Here is a 12,006-nt window from a genome sequence, read left to right as displayed (position 1 = left end):
AAGAGAAGCTCCGCTTCGCCATCCGCGAAGGCGGCCGCACCGTCGGCGCCGGCATCGTCGCTTCGATCATCGAGTAACAAACTGGGTCAGGGCGCATGGTCCGGAATTTCCGGGCCATGCGGTTCTCACACAAGCAAGGACAAGTCGAATGAACGGCCAGAACATCCGCATCCGCCTCAAGGCGTTTGACCACCGGATCCTTGACGCCTCCACGCGTGAAATCGTGTCGACGGCAAAGCGGACCGGCGCAAGCGTACGTGGCCCGGTGCCGCTGCCGACACGGATCGAAAAATTCACTGTCAACAGGTCGCCGCACATCGACAAGAAGAGCCGCGAGCAGTTCGAAATGCGCACTCATAAGCGTCTTCTCGATATTGTTGATCCGACACCGCAGACCGTAGATGCGCTTATGAAGCTGGATCTCGCCGCGGGCGTCGATGTGGAAATCAAGCTTTAAGGCCCTGGGCCTTAAAGACAGGGAACGAGGCATGAAGGGGCAAGGCCCCGACAGGCTCATCTCAAGAGGAATGAACCGATGCGTTCAGGTGTGATTGCACAAAAATTGGGAATGACGCGGGTCTACAATGACGCCGGCGAGCATGTCCCCGTAACCGTCCTGCGGTTGGAAAACTGCCAGGTGGTGGCCCAGCGTACGGAAGAGAAGAACGGCTACACTGCTGTTCAGCTCGGAGCCGGCGTGGCCAAGGTAAAGAATACGTCCAAGGCAATGCGCGGCAACTTCGCCATCGCCAATGTCGAGCCCAAGGCCAAGCTGGTCGAGTTCCGCGTGAGTTCGGACAACTTGATCGATGTCGGCGCCGAGATCACGGCCGAGCACTTCGTTCCAGGTCAGTTGGTCGATGTCTCCGGTATCACCCAGGGTAAGGGCTTTGCCGGCGCCATGAAGCGCCACGGCTTTGGCGGTCTTCGCGCTACCCATGGTGTTTCGGTTTCGCACCGTTCGCACGGCTCGACCGGTTCCAACCAGGATCCGGGCAAGGTCTGGAAGGGCAAGAAGATGGCTGGTCACATGGGCCAGACCCGCGTCACTACGCAGAACCTCGAAATTGTTTCGACCGATGCCGAACGCGGCCTGATCCTGATCAAGGGCGCGGTACCGGGCTCCAAGGGAACCTGGATCGTCGTTCGCGACGCCGTCAAGTCCGGCATCCCGGCTGATGCGCCTATTCCTGCCGCGCTCCGCGCTGCAGCCAACGTATCGAATGAGGGAGCCGAATAATGGATCTCACCGTCACCACACTTGAGGGCAAGGCCGCAGGAAAGATTTCTCTTTCCGACGCGATCTTCGGTCTCGACCCGCGCCAGGATCTGATCCAGCGCATCGTGCGCTGGCAGCTGGCCAAGAAGCAGCAGGGCGGTCACAAGACCCTCGGCCGTTCCGAAGTCGCCCGCACCGGTGCCAAGATGTTCAAGCAGAAGGGTACGGGCCGCGCCCGTCACCACGCTGCAAGCGCTCCGCAGTTCCGCGGCGGTGGCCGGGCTCACGGTCCGGTACTTCGCAGCCATGCACATGACCTTCCCAAGAAGGTTCGCGCACTGGCTCTGCGTCATGCGCTCTCGGCCAAGGCCCAGGCTTCCGACATCATCGTTGTCGACAACCTGACCGCAGCCGAAGCCAAGACCAAGGCACTGACCGGTTCGCTCTCGAAGCTGGGCCTGACCAATGCCCTGTTCATCGGCGGCGCCGAGCTGGACCAGAATTTCCGCCTTGCGGCCAAGAACATCCCGAACGTGGACGTTCTGCCGGTCCAGGGTATCAATGTCTACGACATCCTGCGTCGCGGCAAGCTGGTCTTGTCGAAGGACGCGGTTGCTGCTCTGGAGGAGCGCTTCAAATGACGGATCTTCGCCACTATGATGTGATCGTCTCTCCGGCGATCACCGAAAAGTCGACGCTGGTGTCCGATCAGAACCAGGTTGTCTTCAATGTTGCCCGACGTGCTTCCAAGCCAGAAATCAAGGCTGCTGTTGAAGCGCTGTTCGGTGTCAAGGTAACGGCTGTCAACACGCTGGTGCGCAAGGGCAAGACCAAGCGCTTCCGTGGCATCGCCGGTCGCCAGACCGATGTGAAAAAGGCGTATGTTACGCTTGCCGAAGGTCAGTCGATTGACGTCTCCACCGGTCTGTAAGGGCCGGGCGGAAACTAGCCCCCAAAAGGGAACAGGAAAATGGCACTGAAAAGTTACAATCCGACGACCCCGAGCCAGCGTCAGCTGGTCATCGTTGATCGTTCGGGTCTTCATCGCGGAAAGCCGGTCAAGTCGCTGACCCAGGGTCTCCACAGCAAGGGTGGCCGCAACAACCACGGCCGTGTTACCGCACAGTCGATCGGTGGCGGTCACAAGCGCACCTACCGCATGGTCGATTTCAAGCGTCGCAAGTTCGATGTTGAAGCCACCGTCGAGCGTATGGAATACGATCCGAACCGGACCGCATTCATCGCGCTGATCACTTACGCCGATGGCGAAAAGTCATACATTCTCGCTCCGCAGCGTCTGGCTGCTGGCGACAAGGTGATTTCGTCGGACAAGGCCGTGGACGTGAAGCCGGGCAATTGCATGCCGCTTCAGTTCATGCCGGTCGGCACGATCATCCACAACATCGAGATGAAGCCTGCCAAGGGCGGCCAGGTGGCCCGTTCGGCCGGTGGATACGCCCAGCTGGTCGGTCGCGACCAGGGCATGGCGATCCTGCGTCTCAATTCGGGTGAACAGCGCCTGGTGCAGGGCACTTGCCTTGCAACGGTCGGTGCGGTTTCCAACCCGGATCACCTCAACATCAACGACGGTAAGGCTGGCCGCTCCCGCTGGAAGGGCAAGCGCCCGCATGTCCGCGGTGTTGCGATGAACCCCGTCGATCACCCGCACGGCGGCGGCGAAGGCCGTACATCCGGCGGTCGTCATCCGGTCAGCCCATGGGGCAAGCCGACCAAGGGCAAGCGCACGCGCTCGAACAAGTCGACCGACAAGTTCATCATGCGCTCGCGTCATCAGCGCAAGAAGTAAGAGAGGAAGTCTCCAATGGCTCGTTCAGTTTGGAAAGGTCCGTTTGTTGACGGCTATCTTCTCAAGAAGGCTGAGAAGGTTCGCGAAGGCGGCCGCAATGAAGTGATTAAAACCTGGAGCCGCCGCTCCACCATCATGCCGCAGTTTGTCGGCTTGACGTTCGGCGTCTACAACGGAAGCAAGCACATTCCTGTCAACGTGTCCGAAGACATGGTTGGTCAGAAGTTTGGCGAATACTCCCCGACGCGGACCTATTATGGCCACGGCGCCGACAAGAAAGCGAAGAGGAAGTAACCATGGGCAAGGCAAAAACCGAACGCCGGCTCAAGACCAACGAAGCGCAGGCAGTCGCCCGCACCATTCGTATCAGCCCGCAGAAGCTCAACCTGGTCGCAGCCCTTATTCGCGGCAAGAAGGTTGACAAGGCGCTGGCCGAGCTTGAGTTTTCGCGCAAGCGCATCGCTTCAACCGTCAAGAAGACGCTTGAATCAGCGATCGCAAACGCCGAGAACAATCATGATCTCGACGTTGATTCGCTGGTCGTTGCCGAGGCATATGTCGGCAAGTCCATCGTCATGAAGCGCTTTCATGCTCGCGGTCGCGGTCGCTCTTCGCGTATCGAGAAGCCATTCGCTCACCTGACCATCGTGGTGCGTGAAGTGGAAGCCAAAGGGGAGGCCGCCTAATGGGTCAGAAAATCAATCCAATCGGTTTCCGCCTCGGCATTAACCGTACCTGGGACAGCCGTTGGTTCGCCGACAATGCCGAATACGGCAAGCTGCTTCACGAAGACCTGAAGATCCGCAAGTATCTTCTGGCCGAACTCAAGCAGGCCGGCATCTCCAAGGTTGTCATCGAACGTCCGCACAAGAAGTGCCGCGTGACCATTCATGCTGCACGTCCTGGCCTGATCATCGGCAAGAAGGGTGCAGACATCGAAAAGCTGCGCCGCAAGCTCTCGGAGATGACCAACTCGGAAACACACCTCAACATCGTTGAAGTGCGCAAGCCGGAAGTTGACGCAACCCTGGTTGCCCAGTCGATCGCCCAGCAGCTCGAGCGCCGCATCGCGTTTCGTCGTGCCATGAAGCGTTCGGTCCAGTCGGCCATGCGTCTTGGCGCCGAAGGCATCAAGATCACCTGCGGCGGCCGTCTTGGCGGCGCGGAAATCGCGCGTACCGAATGGTACCGTGAGGGCCGGGTTCCGCTTCACACGCTGCGTGCCGATATCGATTACGGCACAGCCGAAGCAAAGACGGCTTACGGCATTTGCGGTGTCAAGGTCTGGATCTTCAAGGGCGAAATTCTTGAGCATGATCCTATGGCGTCTGAACGTCGCGCCACTGAAGGCGACGCTTCTGGCGGCAATCGCCGGCGCGAAAACGCCTGATTTTGCGCCAGGCAGATAATTCGGAGAATTAAACAATGTTGCAGCCAAAGCGTACAAAGTACCGCAAGCAGTTCAAGGGCCGCATCAAGGGTGTCGCCAAGGGCGGCTCGGACTTGAATTTCGGTTCCTACGGCTTGAAGGCACAAGAGCCTGACCGCGTTAACGCGCGCCAGATCGAAGCAGCCCGCCGTGCCATCACGCGTCACATGAAGCGTGCCGGTCGTGTGTGGATCCGCATCTTCCCGGATGTGCCTGTTACCTCCAAGCCGACGGAAGTCCGCATGGGTAAGGGCAAGGGTTCGGTTGATTACTGGGCTGCAAAGGTCAAGCCCGGCCGGATCATGTTCGAAATTGACGGTGTCAGCGAGGAACTCGCCCGTGAAGCACTGCGTCTCGGCGCAGCCAAGCTTTCGGTCAAGACCCGCTTCGTACAGCGCATCGCAGAGTAAGGAGACGGATCATGAAAGCCGCTGATGTTCGCGCCTTGAGCGTCGACCAACTCAATGATGAGCTTGCCAAGCTGAAGAAAGAGCAGTTCAATCTGCGTTTCCAGGGCGCTACTGGCCAGCTCGAAAAGACATCGCGCGTACAGCAAGTTCGCCGCGATATCGCTCGGATCAAGACTATTGCCCGCCAGAAGGCGGCCGAATCCAAGGCCTAAGGACCGAAGAAAATGCCAAAACGCATTCTGCAGGGCACTGTTGTCAGTGACAAGAACGAGAAGACCGTAGTGGTCCGGGTGGAACGCCGTTTCGCGCATCCGGTCATGCGGAAGATTGTTCGTCGTACCAAGAACTACAAGGCACACGACGAAAACAATCAGTACAAGGTGGGCGACGAGGTTTCCATCCAGGAATGTGCGCCCATTTCCAAGGACAAGCGTTGGACTGTCGTCGCGACTGCCGAAGCTTGAATGAAGAGGTTTTGAGGCGAGGGCACTTGCACCTTGCCGAGAATCCTGTATGAAGCAGGCCATTGGCGCAGAACGCCCCGAAAAACGGGCGTTCTTCTGCTTTCAGCGCATGGAAGGTCCCTTACGGGAAACCACCTTGGCAATATCCTTCCCGCGCAAAAAAGAATTGATTCCTAAGCTGGCATAGGGGGCCTTTGTGCCCAACCGTGCCGGTAACAACAAGAAGGCGGCCTGATATGATTCAGATGCAGACAAACCTCGACGTCGCGGATAATTCCGGCGCGCGTCGTGTCATGTGCATCAAGGTTCTGGGCGGTTCCAAGCGGAAATATGCTTCCATCGGCGACATCATTGTCGTCTCGATCAAGGAGGCCATTCCGCGCGGCCGCGTCAAGAAGGGTGATGTGATGAAGGCGGTTGTCGTTCGTACAGCCAAGGACATTCGTCGCGCCGACGGCAGCGTGATCCGGTTCGACCGGAACGCAGCCGTGCTGATCGACAACAAGAAAGAGCCGATCGGCACTCGTATCTTCGGACCGGTTCCGCGCGAATTGCGCGCCAAGAGCCACATGAAGATCATCTCCCTGGCTCCCGAAGTGCTGTAAGGAACGAACCGATGCAAAAGATCCGCAAAGGCGACAAGGTCGTCGTTCTGACCGGCAAGGACAAGGGCCGTACTGGCGAAGTTCTTGCTGTGATGCCGAAGGAAGACCGTGCGGTTGTCCGTGGTCTGAACATGGTCAAGCGCCACCAGCGCCAGACCCAGACCCAGGAAGCCGGCATTATCAACAAGGAAGCTTCGCTTCACCTTTCCAACCTGGCGATTGCCGACCCGAAGGACGGCAAGCCGACCCGCGTCGGCTTCCGCGTCGAGGGCGAGAAGAAGGTGCGCGTTGCAAAGCGTTCGGGAGTGGTCATCGATGGCTGATAAGTACGAGCCACGGCTCAAGAAGGATTATGTCGAGCGTATTCGCAAGGCGATGCAGGAACAGTTTGCCTACGCAAACGAAATGCAGATCCCGCGCATGGACAAGATCGTCATCAACATGGGTGTTGGTGAGGCGACTGCCGATTCCAAGAAACCTGCCATTGCGGCTGAGGATCTTGCAGCGATCGCCGGCCAGAAGCCGGTCATCACCCGCGCCCGCAATTCGATCGCAGGCTTCAAGCTTCGTGAGCAGATGCCAATCGGCGCCAAGGTGACGCTGCGCGGCAACCGCATGTTTGAATTCATGGACCGTCTGATCACCATCGCGCTTCCGCGCGTTCGTGACTTTCGCGGCCTGAACCCGAAGAGCTTTGACGGCCGTGGCAACTTCGCCATGGGCATCAAGGAGCACATCGTGTTTCCGGAGGTCAACTACGACAAGGTTGATCAGATCTGGGGCATGGACATCATCGTTTGTACGACGGCACCGACGGACGACGAAGCACGGGCTCTTTTGAAAGAGTTCAACTTCCCTTTCCGTCAGTAATCGTAACGGCATTCGTAAAAAGGATATCTGATCATGGCGAAAGTCAGCGCAATCGAAAAGAACAAGCGCCGCCGCAAGCTGGTCGCACGCGACGCCTCAAAGCGCGCCGCACTCAAGGCGATCACACAAAATCAGGAGCTTCCTATCGAGGAACGCTTCCGTGCAACCCTGAAGCTGGCCGAAATGCCGCGCAACGGGTCAAAGATTCGCGTTCGCAATCGTTGCGAAGTTACCGGCCGTCCGCGTGCGTTCTACCGCAAGCTGGGCATGTCGCGTATCGCATTGCGTGAACTCGGGTCGCTGGCCAAGGTGCCGGGCCTGGTCAAGTCGAGCTGGTAAGGAGCACGCAATATGGCAATGACTGATCCTCTGGGTGATATGCTCACCCGCATCCGCAACGGCGTTGCACGCCGTAAGTCGTCGGTGTCGACTCCTGCTTCCAAGCTGCGCGCCCGCGTGCTCGATGTGCTGCAGGCCGAAGGCTATATCCGCGGATATACCGAAGTTGCATACGACAACGGCAAGTCCGAATTGAGCATCGAGCTCAAGTACCATGAAGGCGCACCTGTGATCCGCGAGATTGCACGCGTTTCCAAGCCGGGCCGTCGCGTATACGTCTCCGTTAAGTCCATTCCGCAGGTCGCCAACGGTCTCGGCATCACGATCCTTTCGACTCCGAAGGGTGTGTTGGCCGATCATGTTGCGCGCGAGCACAATGTTGGTGGTGAGGTTCTCTGCTCGATCTTCTGATCGCGCAGAACCTCCAACTCGAACAGACAGGTTGAACAATGTCTCGTATCGGTAAAAAGCCCGTCCCAGTCCCCGCCGGCGTCACTGCGACGATCGACGGTCAGAAAGTGGTCGCCAAGGGTCCCAAGGGTGAGCTGTCCTTCGTTGCAAACGATGAAGTCGCGCTCAAGCTTGAAGACAACGCGATTGTGGTCACGCCCGTGGATAACTCCAAGGATGCACGCTCCAAGTGGGGCATGTCGCGGACCATGGTTTCCAACATCCTGACCGGGGTGAAGGACGGCTACGAGCGCAAGCTCGAAATCAATGGCGTGGGTTACCGCGCGGCCATGCAGGGTCAGAACCTGCAGCTGGCACTTGGCTTCAGCCATGATGTCGTTTATCAGCCGCCCAAGGGCGTCAACATTGCTTGTCCGAAGCCGACGGAAATCGTCATCACCGGCATCGACAAGCAGGTGATTGGCCAGGTTGCTGCCGAGATCCGGGCCTACCGGGCTCCCGAGCCCTACAAGGGCAAGGGCGTGAAATATGCTGAAGAGCGGATTGTCCGCAAAGAAGGCAAGAAGAAGTAAGGAAGACGCGAAATGGCTAGCAGGAAACAATCCCTTACGCGTCGTTCCAATCGGGTACGTCGCCAGCTCAAAGCGGTGGCCAATGGCCGTCCACGCCTGTCGGTACATCGCTCGTCGAAGAACATCTATGTTCAGGTTATCGACGACGCCGCAGGCCGCACGCTTGCTGCTGCATCCACTCTCGACGCCGGCCTCCGCGCCGACCTCAAGACGGGTGCTGATGTTGCCGCCGCAGCTGCGGTTGGAAAACTCGTTGCCGAACGTGCGGTCAAGGCCGGCGTGACGGAAGTGGTCTTTGATCGTGGTGCATTCATCTATCACGGTCGCATCAAGGCCCTCGCCGAAGCAGCCCGCGAAGGCGGTCTGAGCTTCTAAGTAAAACCAGCCGATTGATTCCGGAAAAGAATAAGGAACAGGACAATGGCCAAGGAAGGTCGCCGCGATAACCGCGGTAGAGACGACGAGCGCGATAGCGAATTCGTCGACAAGCTCGTACACATCAACCGCGTTGCCAAGGTCGTCAAGGGCGGCCGCCGCTTCGGTTTCGCAGCCCTGGTGGTTGTTGGAGACCAGAAGGGCCGCGTTGGCTTCGGTCACGGCAAGGCACGCGAAGTGCCGGAAGCAATCCGCAAGGCCACAGAATCGGCCAAGCGCGATCTGATTTTCGTGCCGCTGCGCTCCGGCCGGACACTGCACCACGACGTGCATGGCCGTCATGGTGCCGGCAAGGTGCTTCTGCGCGCTGCCAAGCCCGGTACCGGCATCATCGCCGGTGGTCCGATGCGTGCGGTTTTCGAAACGCTCGGAATGCAGGACGTTGTTGCAAAGTCGACCGGTTCGTCGAACCCGTACAACATGATCCGCGCAACTTTTGACGCGCTCAAGAGCCAGATGCACCCCAAGGACATCGCCTCGCAGCGCGGCATGAAGTACTCCACGCTCCAGGAACGCCGCGGTGTTACCGCCGGCGCCGAAGAGTAATCGGGCGTCCGCCTTTATCGTATTAGGGAGCCAAGACCATGGCTGACAATAAAAAGGGCAAGACGGTCACCGTCGAACAGATCGGCAGCCCGATTCGCCGTCCAAACGTTCAGCGTCAGACGCTGATCGGCCTGGGCCTCAACAAGATGCACCGCGTCCGGACCCTCGAGGACACGCCGTCCGTTCGTGGCATGATCCGCTCGGTCAGCCACCTCGTGCGCGTTGTCGACGAGAAGTGAGTGGGAGTGAACTGTCATGAAACTCAATGAGATCACCGACAACGAAGGTGCAACCAAGAACCGCAAGCGCGTAGGTCGCGGTATCGGTTCTGGTTCGGGCAAGACCGGCGGTCGTGGCGTCAAGGGACAGAAGTCCCGTTCAGGCGTTGCCATCAACGGTTTTGAAGGCGGCCAGATGCCAATCTACCGTCGTCTTCCCAAGCGCGGCTTCAACAACATCTTCTCAAGCGACTTCAACGTCGTTTCGGTTGGCCGTATCCAGACCGCTATCGATGCGGGCAAGCTGGACGGCAAGGCAACCGTTGATGCTGCAGCTCTCAAGGCTGCCGGCGTGATCCGCCGCATCAAGGATGGTGTTCGCATTCTCGCCGACGGCGATGTGAAGGCCAAGCTGAAGCTCGAAGTCGCAGGCGCATCACGCACCGCGATCGAGAAGGTTGAGAAGGCCGGTGGCACGATCAAGCTTCTTGCTCCGGCTCCTGCTCCGGCGGCAACCGAAGAATAACAAGTTTTTGACCGCCCGGTGCTTCACATCGGGCGGTTTTCATCCCATATGGGATCAGCCGTCGCACCAAGCTGCGGCGACTGGGGCAGGCGCCAGGCACGGGTAATCCGGTCAGGCCGCAACGTCCGGTGAAACCAACTCAGACCCTCCGGAGATGATCGGGTTCATCAGGCGCCGGATGGGCCGCGCGGAGAACGCAATGGCATCTGCAGCCGAACAACTCGCTTCCAATTTGAACTTCGGAGCTTTCGCCAAGGCGGAAGATCTCAAAAAGCGGATCTGGTTCACGCTTGGCGCACTTCTGGTGTACCGGCTTGGCACCTACATTCCGCTTCCCGGCATCAACCCGGAAGCATTCGCTCAGGCTTTCCAGGGGCAGTCAGGCGGCATTCTTGGCCTGTTCAACATGTTCTCTGGCGGTGCGGTCGCGCGTATGGCGATTTTTGCCCTCGGCATCATGCCCTACATTTCCGCCTCCATTATCATTCAGCTGATGACCTCCGTCGTCCCCACGCTTGAGCAACTCAAGAAAGAGGGCGAGCAGGGCCGCAAGATCATCAATCAGTACACCCGCTATGGCACCGTTCTGCTCGGAACCGTACAGGCCTATGGCATCGCCGTGGGGCTCGAATCAGGCAACGGCATCGTGACCGATCCGGGCTGGTTTTTCCGTATTGCCACCGTCATCACGCTTGTCGGCGGCACCATGTTCCTGATGTGGCTTGGTGAGCAGATCACCGCACGCGGTATCGGCAACGGCATTTCGTTGATCATCTTCGCCGGCATCGTCGCTGCCTTGCCGTCTGCTGTCGCAGGTACCCTGGAACTGGGCCGTACCGGAGCGCTGTCGACCGGTCTGATCATTGCCGTGATCGTCGTAGCCATCGGCGTCATTGCCTTCATCGTGTTCATCGAGCGCGCCCAGCGGCAATTGCTGATCCAGTATCCCAAGCGCCAGGTCGGTTCGCGCATGTTCCAGGGCGATACCTCGCACCTGCCGCTCAAGCTCAACACCGCCGGCGTCATTCCGCCGATCTTCGCCTCGTCGCTGCTGTTGTTGCCGGCCACGATCGCGGGCTTTGCCAACACCACCGATCTGCCTGGCTGGGCCTCGTCGCTGCTGGCCTCGCTCGGTCACGGTCAGCCTGCCTACATGGCTTTGTATGCGCTGATGATCGGCTTCTTTGCCTTCTTCTACACGGCAATCGTGTTCAATCCGAAGGATACAGCGGACAATCTCAAGCGTCACGGCGGCTTTATCCCGGGTATCCGTCCGGGCGAGCGGACTGCGGAATATATCGACTTTGTGCTGACGCGAATCACTGTGATTGGCGCCATGTACCTGATTTTTGTTTGTCTCTTACCCGAATTTCTAATCGCGCAGACTGGTGTTCCGTTCTATTTGGGTGGTACGTCGCTTTTGATCGTCGTCTCGGTGACGCTCGACACAGTTGCGCAGATTCAGGGACATCTGATCGCCCAGCAATATGAAGGGTTGATCAAGAAGTCCAAACTTCGGGGAGGCAAGAAGGGACGATGAGACTTATTCTTTTGGGACCGCCAGGTGCGGGCAAGGGGACACAGGCGCAGCGTCTGGTCGAAAAACACGGTATTCCGCAATTGTCGACCGGCGACATGCTGCGCGCCGCGGTGAAAGCCGGCACGGAAGTCGGCAAGCGCGCCAAGGCCGTCATGGATGCGGGCGAGTTGGTCTCCGACGATATCGTCAATGCGATCGTTTCCGAACGCATTGACGAACCCGACTGCGCCCGTGGTTTCATTCTAGATGGCTATCCGCGCACACTGGTTCAGGCCGACGCGGTGGAAGCCATGCTCAACGCAAAGGGCATGAAGCTTGATTCGGTGATCGAGCTTCTGGTTGACGACAAGGCCCTGGTTGGCCGCATCGTCAAGCGTGCCGAGGAAGCAGCTGCCGCCGGCCAGCCGGTGCGCAAGGATGACAATCCCGAAGTGTTCGAGGAGCGTCTGCGCGAGTACTACAAGAAGACCGCGCCGCTGACCGGCTATTATTATGCCAAGGGAGCGCTGCGCACGGTGGACGGCATGCTTTCGATCGATGCCGTGACCGAAGAGATCGAAGCGGTTCTGTCGTCTTTGTAATCTGAAAGACTGGTTTGATGGGCGGTTCCGCTTG

Annotated in this window: 23 protein-coding genes and 1 pseudogene; all 24 read left to right on the top strand. The window is 58.8% G+C overall.

The window, feature by feature from the left end:
• Positions 1 to 77, top strand: a pseudogene (locus WNY80_RS19210) (elongation factor Tu); the annotation flags it as partial.
• Positions 78 to 148: 71 nt separating this feature from the next.
• On the top strand, positions 149 to 457 hold the full coding sequence (gene rpsJ / locus WNY80_RS19205; protein WP_003547547.1) for a 30S ribosomal protein S10: 309 nt from the start codon (positions 149 to 151) through the stop codon (positions 455 to 457).
• 78 nt (positions 458 to 535) lie between these two features.
• Positions 536 to 1,240: a 50S ribosomal protein L3 gene (rplC, locus tag WNY80_RS19200; protein ID WP_342889013.1), complete on the top strand. Its 705-nt coding sequence runs from the start codon at positions 536 to 538 to the stop codon at positions 1,238 to 1,240.
• Positions 1,240 to 1,860 carry a 50S ribosomal protein L4 gene (rplD, locus tag WNY80_RS19195; RefSeq protein WP_342889012.1) on the top strand — a complete coding sequence of 207 codons (621 nt, stop codon included), beginning with the start codon at positions 1,240 to 1,242 and terminating at the stop codon, positions 1,858 to 1,860. Before rplC ends, rplD begins: the two co-directional genes overlap by 1 nt.
• The gene (locus tag WNY80_RS19190) at positions 1,857 to 2,150 is read left to right on the top strand and encodes a 50S ribosomal protein L23 (protein ID WP_152009052.1); all 294 of its coding nucleotides are present in this window, start codon (positions 1,857 to 1,859) and stop codon (positions 2,148 to 2,150) included. Before rplD ends, WNY80_RS19190 begins: the two co-directional genes overlap by 4 nt.
• A gap of 39 nt (positions 2,151 to 2,189) precedes the next feature.
• A complete protein-coding gene (rplB, locus tag WNY80_RS19185; protein WP_342889011.1) occupies positions 2,190 to 3,026 on the top strand; it encodes a 50S ribosomal protein L2 in 837 nt (278 codons plus the stop codon).
• A gap of 15 nt (positions 3,027 to 3,041) precedes the next feature.
• Complete coding sequence (gene rpsS / locus WNY80_RS19180; RefSeq protein WP_035528290.1) at positions 3,042 to 3,320, top strand: 30S ribosomal protein S19; 279 nt, start codon at positions 3,042 to 3,044, stop codon at positions 3,318 to 3,320.
• A 2-nt stretch (positions 3,321 to 3,322) separates the two neighbouring features.
• Positions 3,323 to 3,712 carry a 50S ribosomal protein L22 gene (rplV, locus tag WNY80_RS19175; RefSeq protein WP_269385500.1) on the top strand — a complete coding sequence of 130 codons (390 nt, stop codon included), beginning with the start codon at positions 3,323 to 3,325 and terminating at the stop codon, positions 3,710 to 3,712.
• On the top strand, positions 3,712 to 4,416 hold the full coding sequence (rpsC, locus tag WNY80_RS19170) for a 30S ribosomal protein S3 (protein WP_097109093.1): 705 nt from the start codon (positions 3,712 to 3,714) through the stop codon (positions 4,414 to 4,416). Before rplV ends, rpsC begins: the two co-directional genes overlap by 1 nt.
• A 35-nt stretch (positions 4,417 to 4,451) precedes the next feature.
• The gene (rplP, locus tag WNY80_RS19165; protein WP_097109094.1) at positions 4,452 to 4,865 is read left to right on the top strand and encodes a 50S ribosomal protein L16; all 414 of its coding nucleotides are present in this window, start codon (positions 4,452 to 4,454) and stop codon (positions 4,863 to 4,865) included.
• A gap of 11 nt (positions 4,866 to 4,876) precedes the next feature.
• Complete coding sequence (gene rpmC / locus WNY80_RS19160; RefSeq protein WP_152009049.1) at positions 4,877 to 5,077, top strand: 50S ribosomal protein L29; 201 nt, start codon at positions 4,877 to 4,879, stop codon at positions 5,075 to 5,077.
• Positions 5,078 to 5,089: 12 nt separating this feature from the next.
• A complete protein-coding gene (gene rpsQ / locus WNY80_RS19155; protein ID WP_342889010.1) occupies positions 5,090 to 5,329 on the top strand; it encodes a 30S ribosomal protein S17 in 240 nt (79 codons plus the stop codon).
• A gap of 236 nt (positions 5,330 to 5,565) precedes the next feature.
• Positions 5,566 to 5,934 carry a 50S ribosomal protein L14 gene (gene rplN / locus WNY80_RS19150; RefSeq protein WP_035528307.1) on the top strand — a complete coding sequence of 123 codons (369 nt, stop codon included), beginning with the start codon at positions 5,566 to 5,568 and terminating at the stop codon, positions 5,932 to 5,934.
• An 11-nt stretch (positions 5,935 to 5,945) separates the two neighbouring features.
• Positions 5,946 to 6,257: a 50S ribosomal protein L24 gene (rplX, locus tag WNY80_RS19145; protein ID WP_342889009.1), complete on the top strand. Its 312-nt coding sequence runs from the start codon at positions 5,946 to 5,948 to the stop codon at positions 6,255 to 6,257.
• Positions 6,250 to 6,804 carry a 50S ribosomal protein L5 gene (gene rplE / locus WNY80_RS19140; protein ID WP_342889008.1) on the top strand — a complete coding sequence of 185 codons (555 nt, stop codon included), beginning with the start codon at positions 6,250 to 6,252 and terminating at the stop codon, positions 6,802 to 6,804. The genes rplX and rplE overlap by 8 nt, the downstream gene beginning before the upstream one ends.
• Before the next feature lie 33 nt (positions 6,805 to 6,837).
• On the top strand, positions 6,838 to 7,143 hold the full coding sequence (rpsN, locus tag WNY80_RS19135; RefSeq protein WP_152009045.1) for a 30S ribosomal protein S14: 306 nt from the start codon (positions 6,838 to 6,840) through the stop codon (positions 7,141 to 7,143).
• A gap of 12 nt (positions 7,144 to 7,155) precedes the next feature.
• Positions 7,156 to 7,554 (top strand): 30S ribosomal protein S8, encoded by a 399-nt coding sequence (gene rpsH / locus WNY80_RS19130; RefSeq protein ID WP_152009044.1) that lies wholly within the window; start codon positions 7,156 to 7,158, stop codon positions 7,552 to 7,554.
• 38 nt (positions 7,555 to 7,592) lie between these two features.
• A complete protein-coding gene (gene rplF, locus WNY80_RS19125) occupies positions 7,593 to 8,126 on the top strand; it encodes a 50S ribosomal protein L6 (RefSeq protein WP_342889007.1) in 534 nt (177 codons plus the stop codon).
• Between the two features lie 12 nt (positions 8,127 to 8,138).
• The gene (rplR, locus tag WNY80_RS19120) at positions 8,139 to 8,501 is read left to right on the top strand and encodes a 50S ribosomal protein L18 (protein ID WP_342889006.1); all 363 of its coding nucleotides are present in this window, start codon (positions 8,139 to 8,141) and stop codon (positions 8,499 to 8,501) included.
• 45 nt (positions 8,502 to 8,546) lie between these two features.
• Complete coding sequence (rpsE, locus tag WNY80_RS19115; RefSeq protein ID WP_342889005.1) at positions 8,547 to 9,107, top strand: 30S ribosomal protein S5; 561 nt, start codon at positions 8,547 to 8,549, stop codon at positions 9,105 to 9,107.
• Between the two features lie 38 nt (positions 9,108 to 9,145).
• A complete protein-coding gene (gene rpmD, locus WNY80_RS19110; protein WP_269385494.1) occupies positions 9,146 to 9,346 on the top strand; it encodes a 50S ribosomal protein L30 in 201 nt (66 codons plus the stop codon).
• 16 nt (positions 9,347 to 9,362) lie between these two features.
• Positions 9,363 to 9,851 carry a 50S ribosomal protein L15 gene (rplO, locus tag WNY80_RS19105; RefSeq protein WP_342889004.1) on the top strand — a complete coding sequence of 163 codons (489 nt, stop codon included), beginning with the start codon at positions 9,363 to 9,365 and terminating at the stop codon, positions 9,849 to 9,851.
• A gap of 199 nt (positions 9,852 to 10,050) precedes the next feature.
• Positions 10,051 to 11,391 carry a preprotein translocase subunit SecY gene (secY, locus tag WNY80_RS19100; RefSeq protein WP_342889003.1) on the top strand — a complete coding sequence of 447 codons (1,341 nt, stop codon included), beginning with the start codon at positions 10,051 to 10,053 and terminating at the stop codon, positions 11,389 to 11,391.
• Complete coding sequence (locus WNY80_RS19095; RefSeq protein WP_342889002.1) at positions 11,388 to 11,972, top strand: adenylate kinase; 585 nt, start codon at positions 11,388 to 11,390, stop codon at positions 11,970 to 11,972. Before secY ends, WNY80_RS19095 begins: the two co-directional genes overlap by 4 nt.
• The last annotated feature ends 34 nt before the right edge of the window (positions 11,973 to 12,006 follow it).

The organism is Hoeflea sp. AS16 (assembly GCF_038900095.1).
Classification (GTDB): domain Bacteria; phylum Pseudomonadota; class Alphaproteobacteria; order Rhizobiales; family Rhizobiaceae; genus Hoeflea.
This window is presented reverse-complemented; position numbering and strand designations above follow the sequence as displayed.

Coding starts and splice junctions, on each gene's coding strand:
- rpsJ (WP_003547547.1), top strand. CDS start 149: ATGAACGGCCAGAACATCCGCATCCGCCTCAAGGCGTTTGACCACCGG.
- rplC (WP_342889013.1), top strand. CDS start 536: ATGCGTTCAGGTGTGATTGCACAAAAATTGGGAATGACGCGGGTCTAC.
- rplD (WP_342889012.1), top strand. CDS start 1,240: ATGGATCTCACCGTCACCACACTTGAGGGCAAGGCCGCAGGAAAGATT.
- WNY80_RS19190 (WP_152009052.1), top strand. CDS start 1,857: ATGACGGATCTTCGCCACTATGATGTGATCGTCTCTCCGGCGATCACC.
- rplB (WP_342889011.1), top strand. CDS start 2,190: ATGGCACTGAAAAGTTACAATCCGACGACCCCGAGCCAGCGTCAGCTG.
- rpsS (WP_035528290.1), top strand. CDS start 3,042: ATGGCTCGTTCAGTTTGGAAAGGTCCGTTTGTTGACGGCTATCTTCTC.
- rplV (WP_269385500.1), top strand. CDS start 3,323: ATGGGCAAGGCAAAAACCGAACGCCGGCTCAAGACCAACGAAGCGCAG.
- rpsC (WP_097109093.1), top strand. CDS start 3,712: ATGGGTCAGAAAATCAATCCAATCGGTTTCCGCCTCGGCATTAACCGT.
- rplP (WP_097109094.1), top strand. CDS start 4,452: ATGTTGCAGCCAAAGCGTACAAAGTACCGCAAGCAGTTCAAGGGCCGC.
- rpmC (WP_152009049.1), top strand. CDS start 4,877: ATGAAAGCCGCTGATGTTCGCGCCTTGAGCGTCGACCAACTCAATGAT.
- rpsQ (WP_342889010.1), top strand. CDS start 5,090: ATGCCAAAACGCATTCTGCAGGGCACTGTTGTCAGTGACAAGAACGAG.
- rplN (WP_035528307.1), top strand. CDS start 5,566: ATGATTCAGATGCAGACAAACCTCGACGTCGCGGATAATTCCGGCGCG.
- rplX (WP_342889009.1), top strand. CDS start 5,946: ATGCAAAAGATCCGCAAAGGCGACAAGGTCGTCGTTCTGACCGGCAAG.
- rplE (WP_342889008.1), top strand. CDS start 6,250: ATGGCTGATAAGTACGAGCCACGGCTCAAGAAGGATTATGTCGAGCGT.
- rpsN (WP_152009045.1), top strand. CDS start 6,838: ATGGCGAAAGTCAGCGCAATCGAAAAGAACAAGCGCCGCCGCAAGCTG.
- rpsH (WP_152009044.1), top strand. CDS start 7,156: ATGGCAATGACTGATCCTCTGGGTGATATGCTCACCCGCATCCGCAAC.
- rplF (WP_342889007.1), top strand. CDS start 7,593: ATGTCTCGTATCGGTAAAAAGCCCGTCCCAGTCCCCGCCGGCGTCACT.
- rplR (WP_342889006.1), top strand. CDS start 8,139: ATGGCTAGCAGGAAACAATCCCTTACGCGTCGTTCCAATCGGGTACGT.
- rpsE (WP_342889005.1), top strand. CDS start 8,547: ATGGCCAAGGAAGGTCGCCGCGATAACCGCGGTAGAGACGACGAGCGC.
- rpmD (WP_269385494.1), top strand. CDS start 9,146: ATGGCTGACAATAAAAAGGGCAAGACGGTCACCGTCGAACAGATCGGC.
- rplO (WP_342889004.1), top strand. CDS start 9,363: ATGAAACTCAATGAGATCACCGACAACGAAGGTGCAACCAAGAACCGC.
- secY (WP_342889003.1), top strand. CDS start 10,051: ATGGCATCTGCAGCCGAACAACTCGCTTCCAATTTGAACTTCGGAGCT.
- WNY80_RS19095 (WP_342889002.1), top strand. CDS start 11,388: ATGAGACTTATTCTTTTGGGACCGCCAGGTGCGGGCAAGGGGACACAG.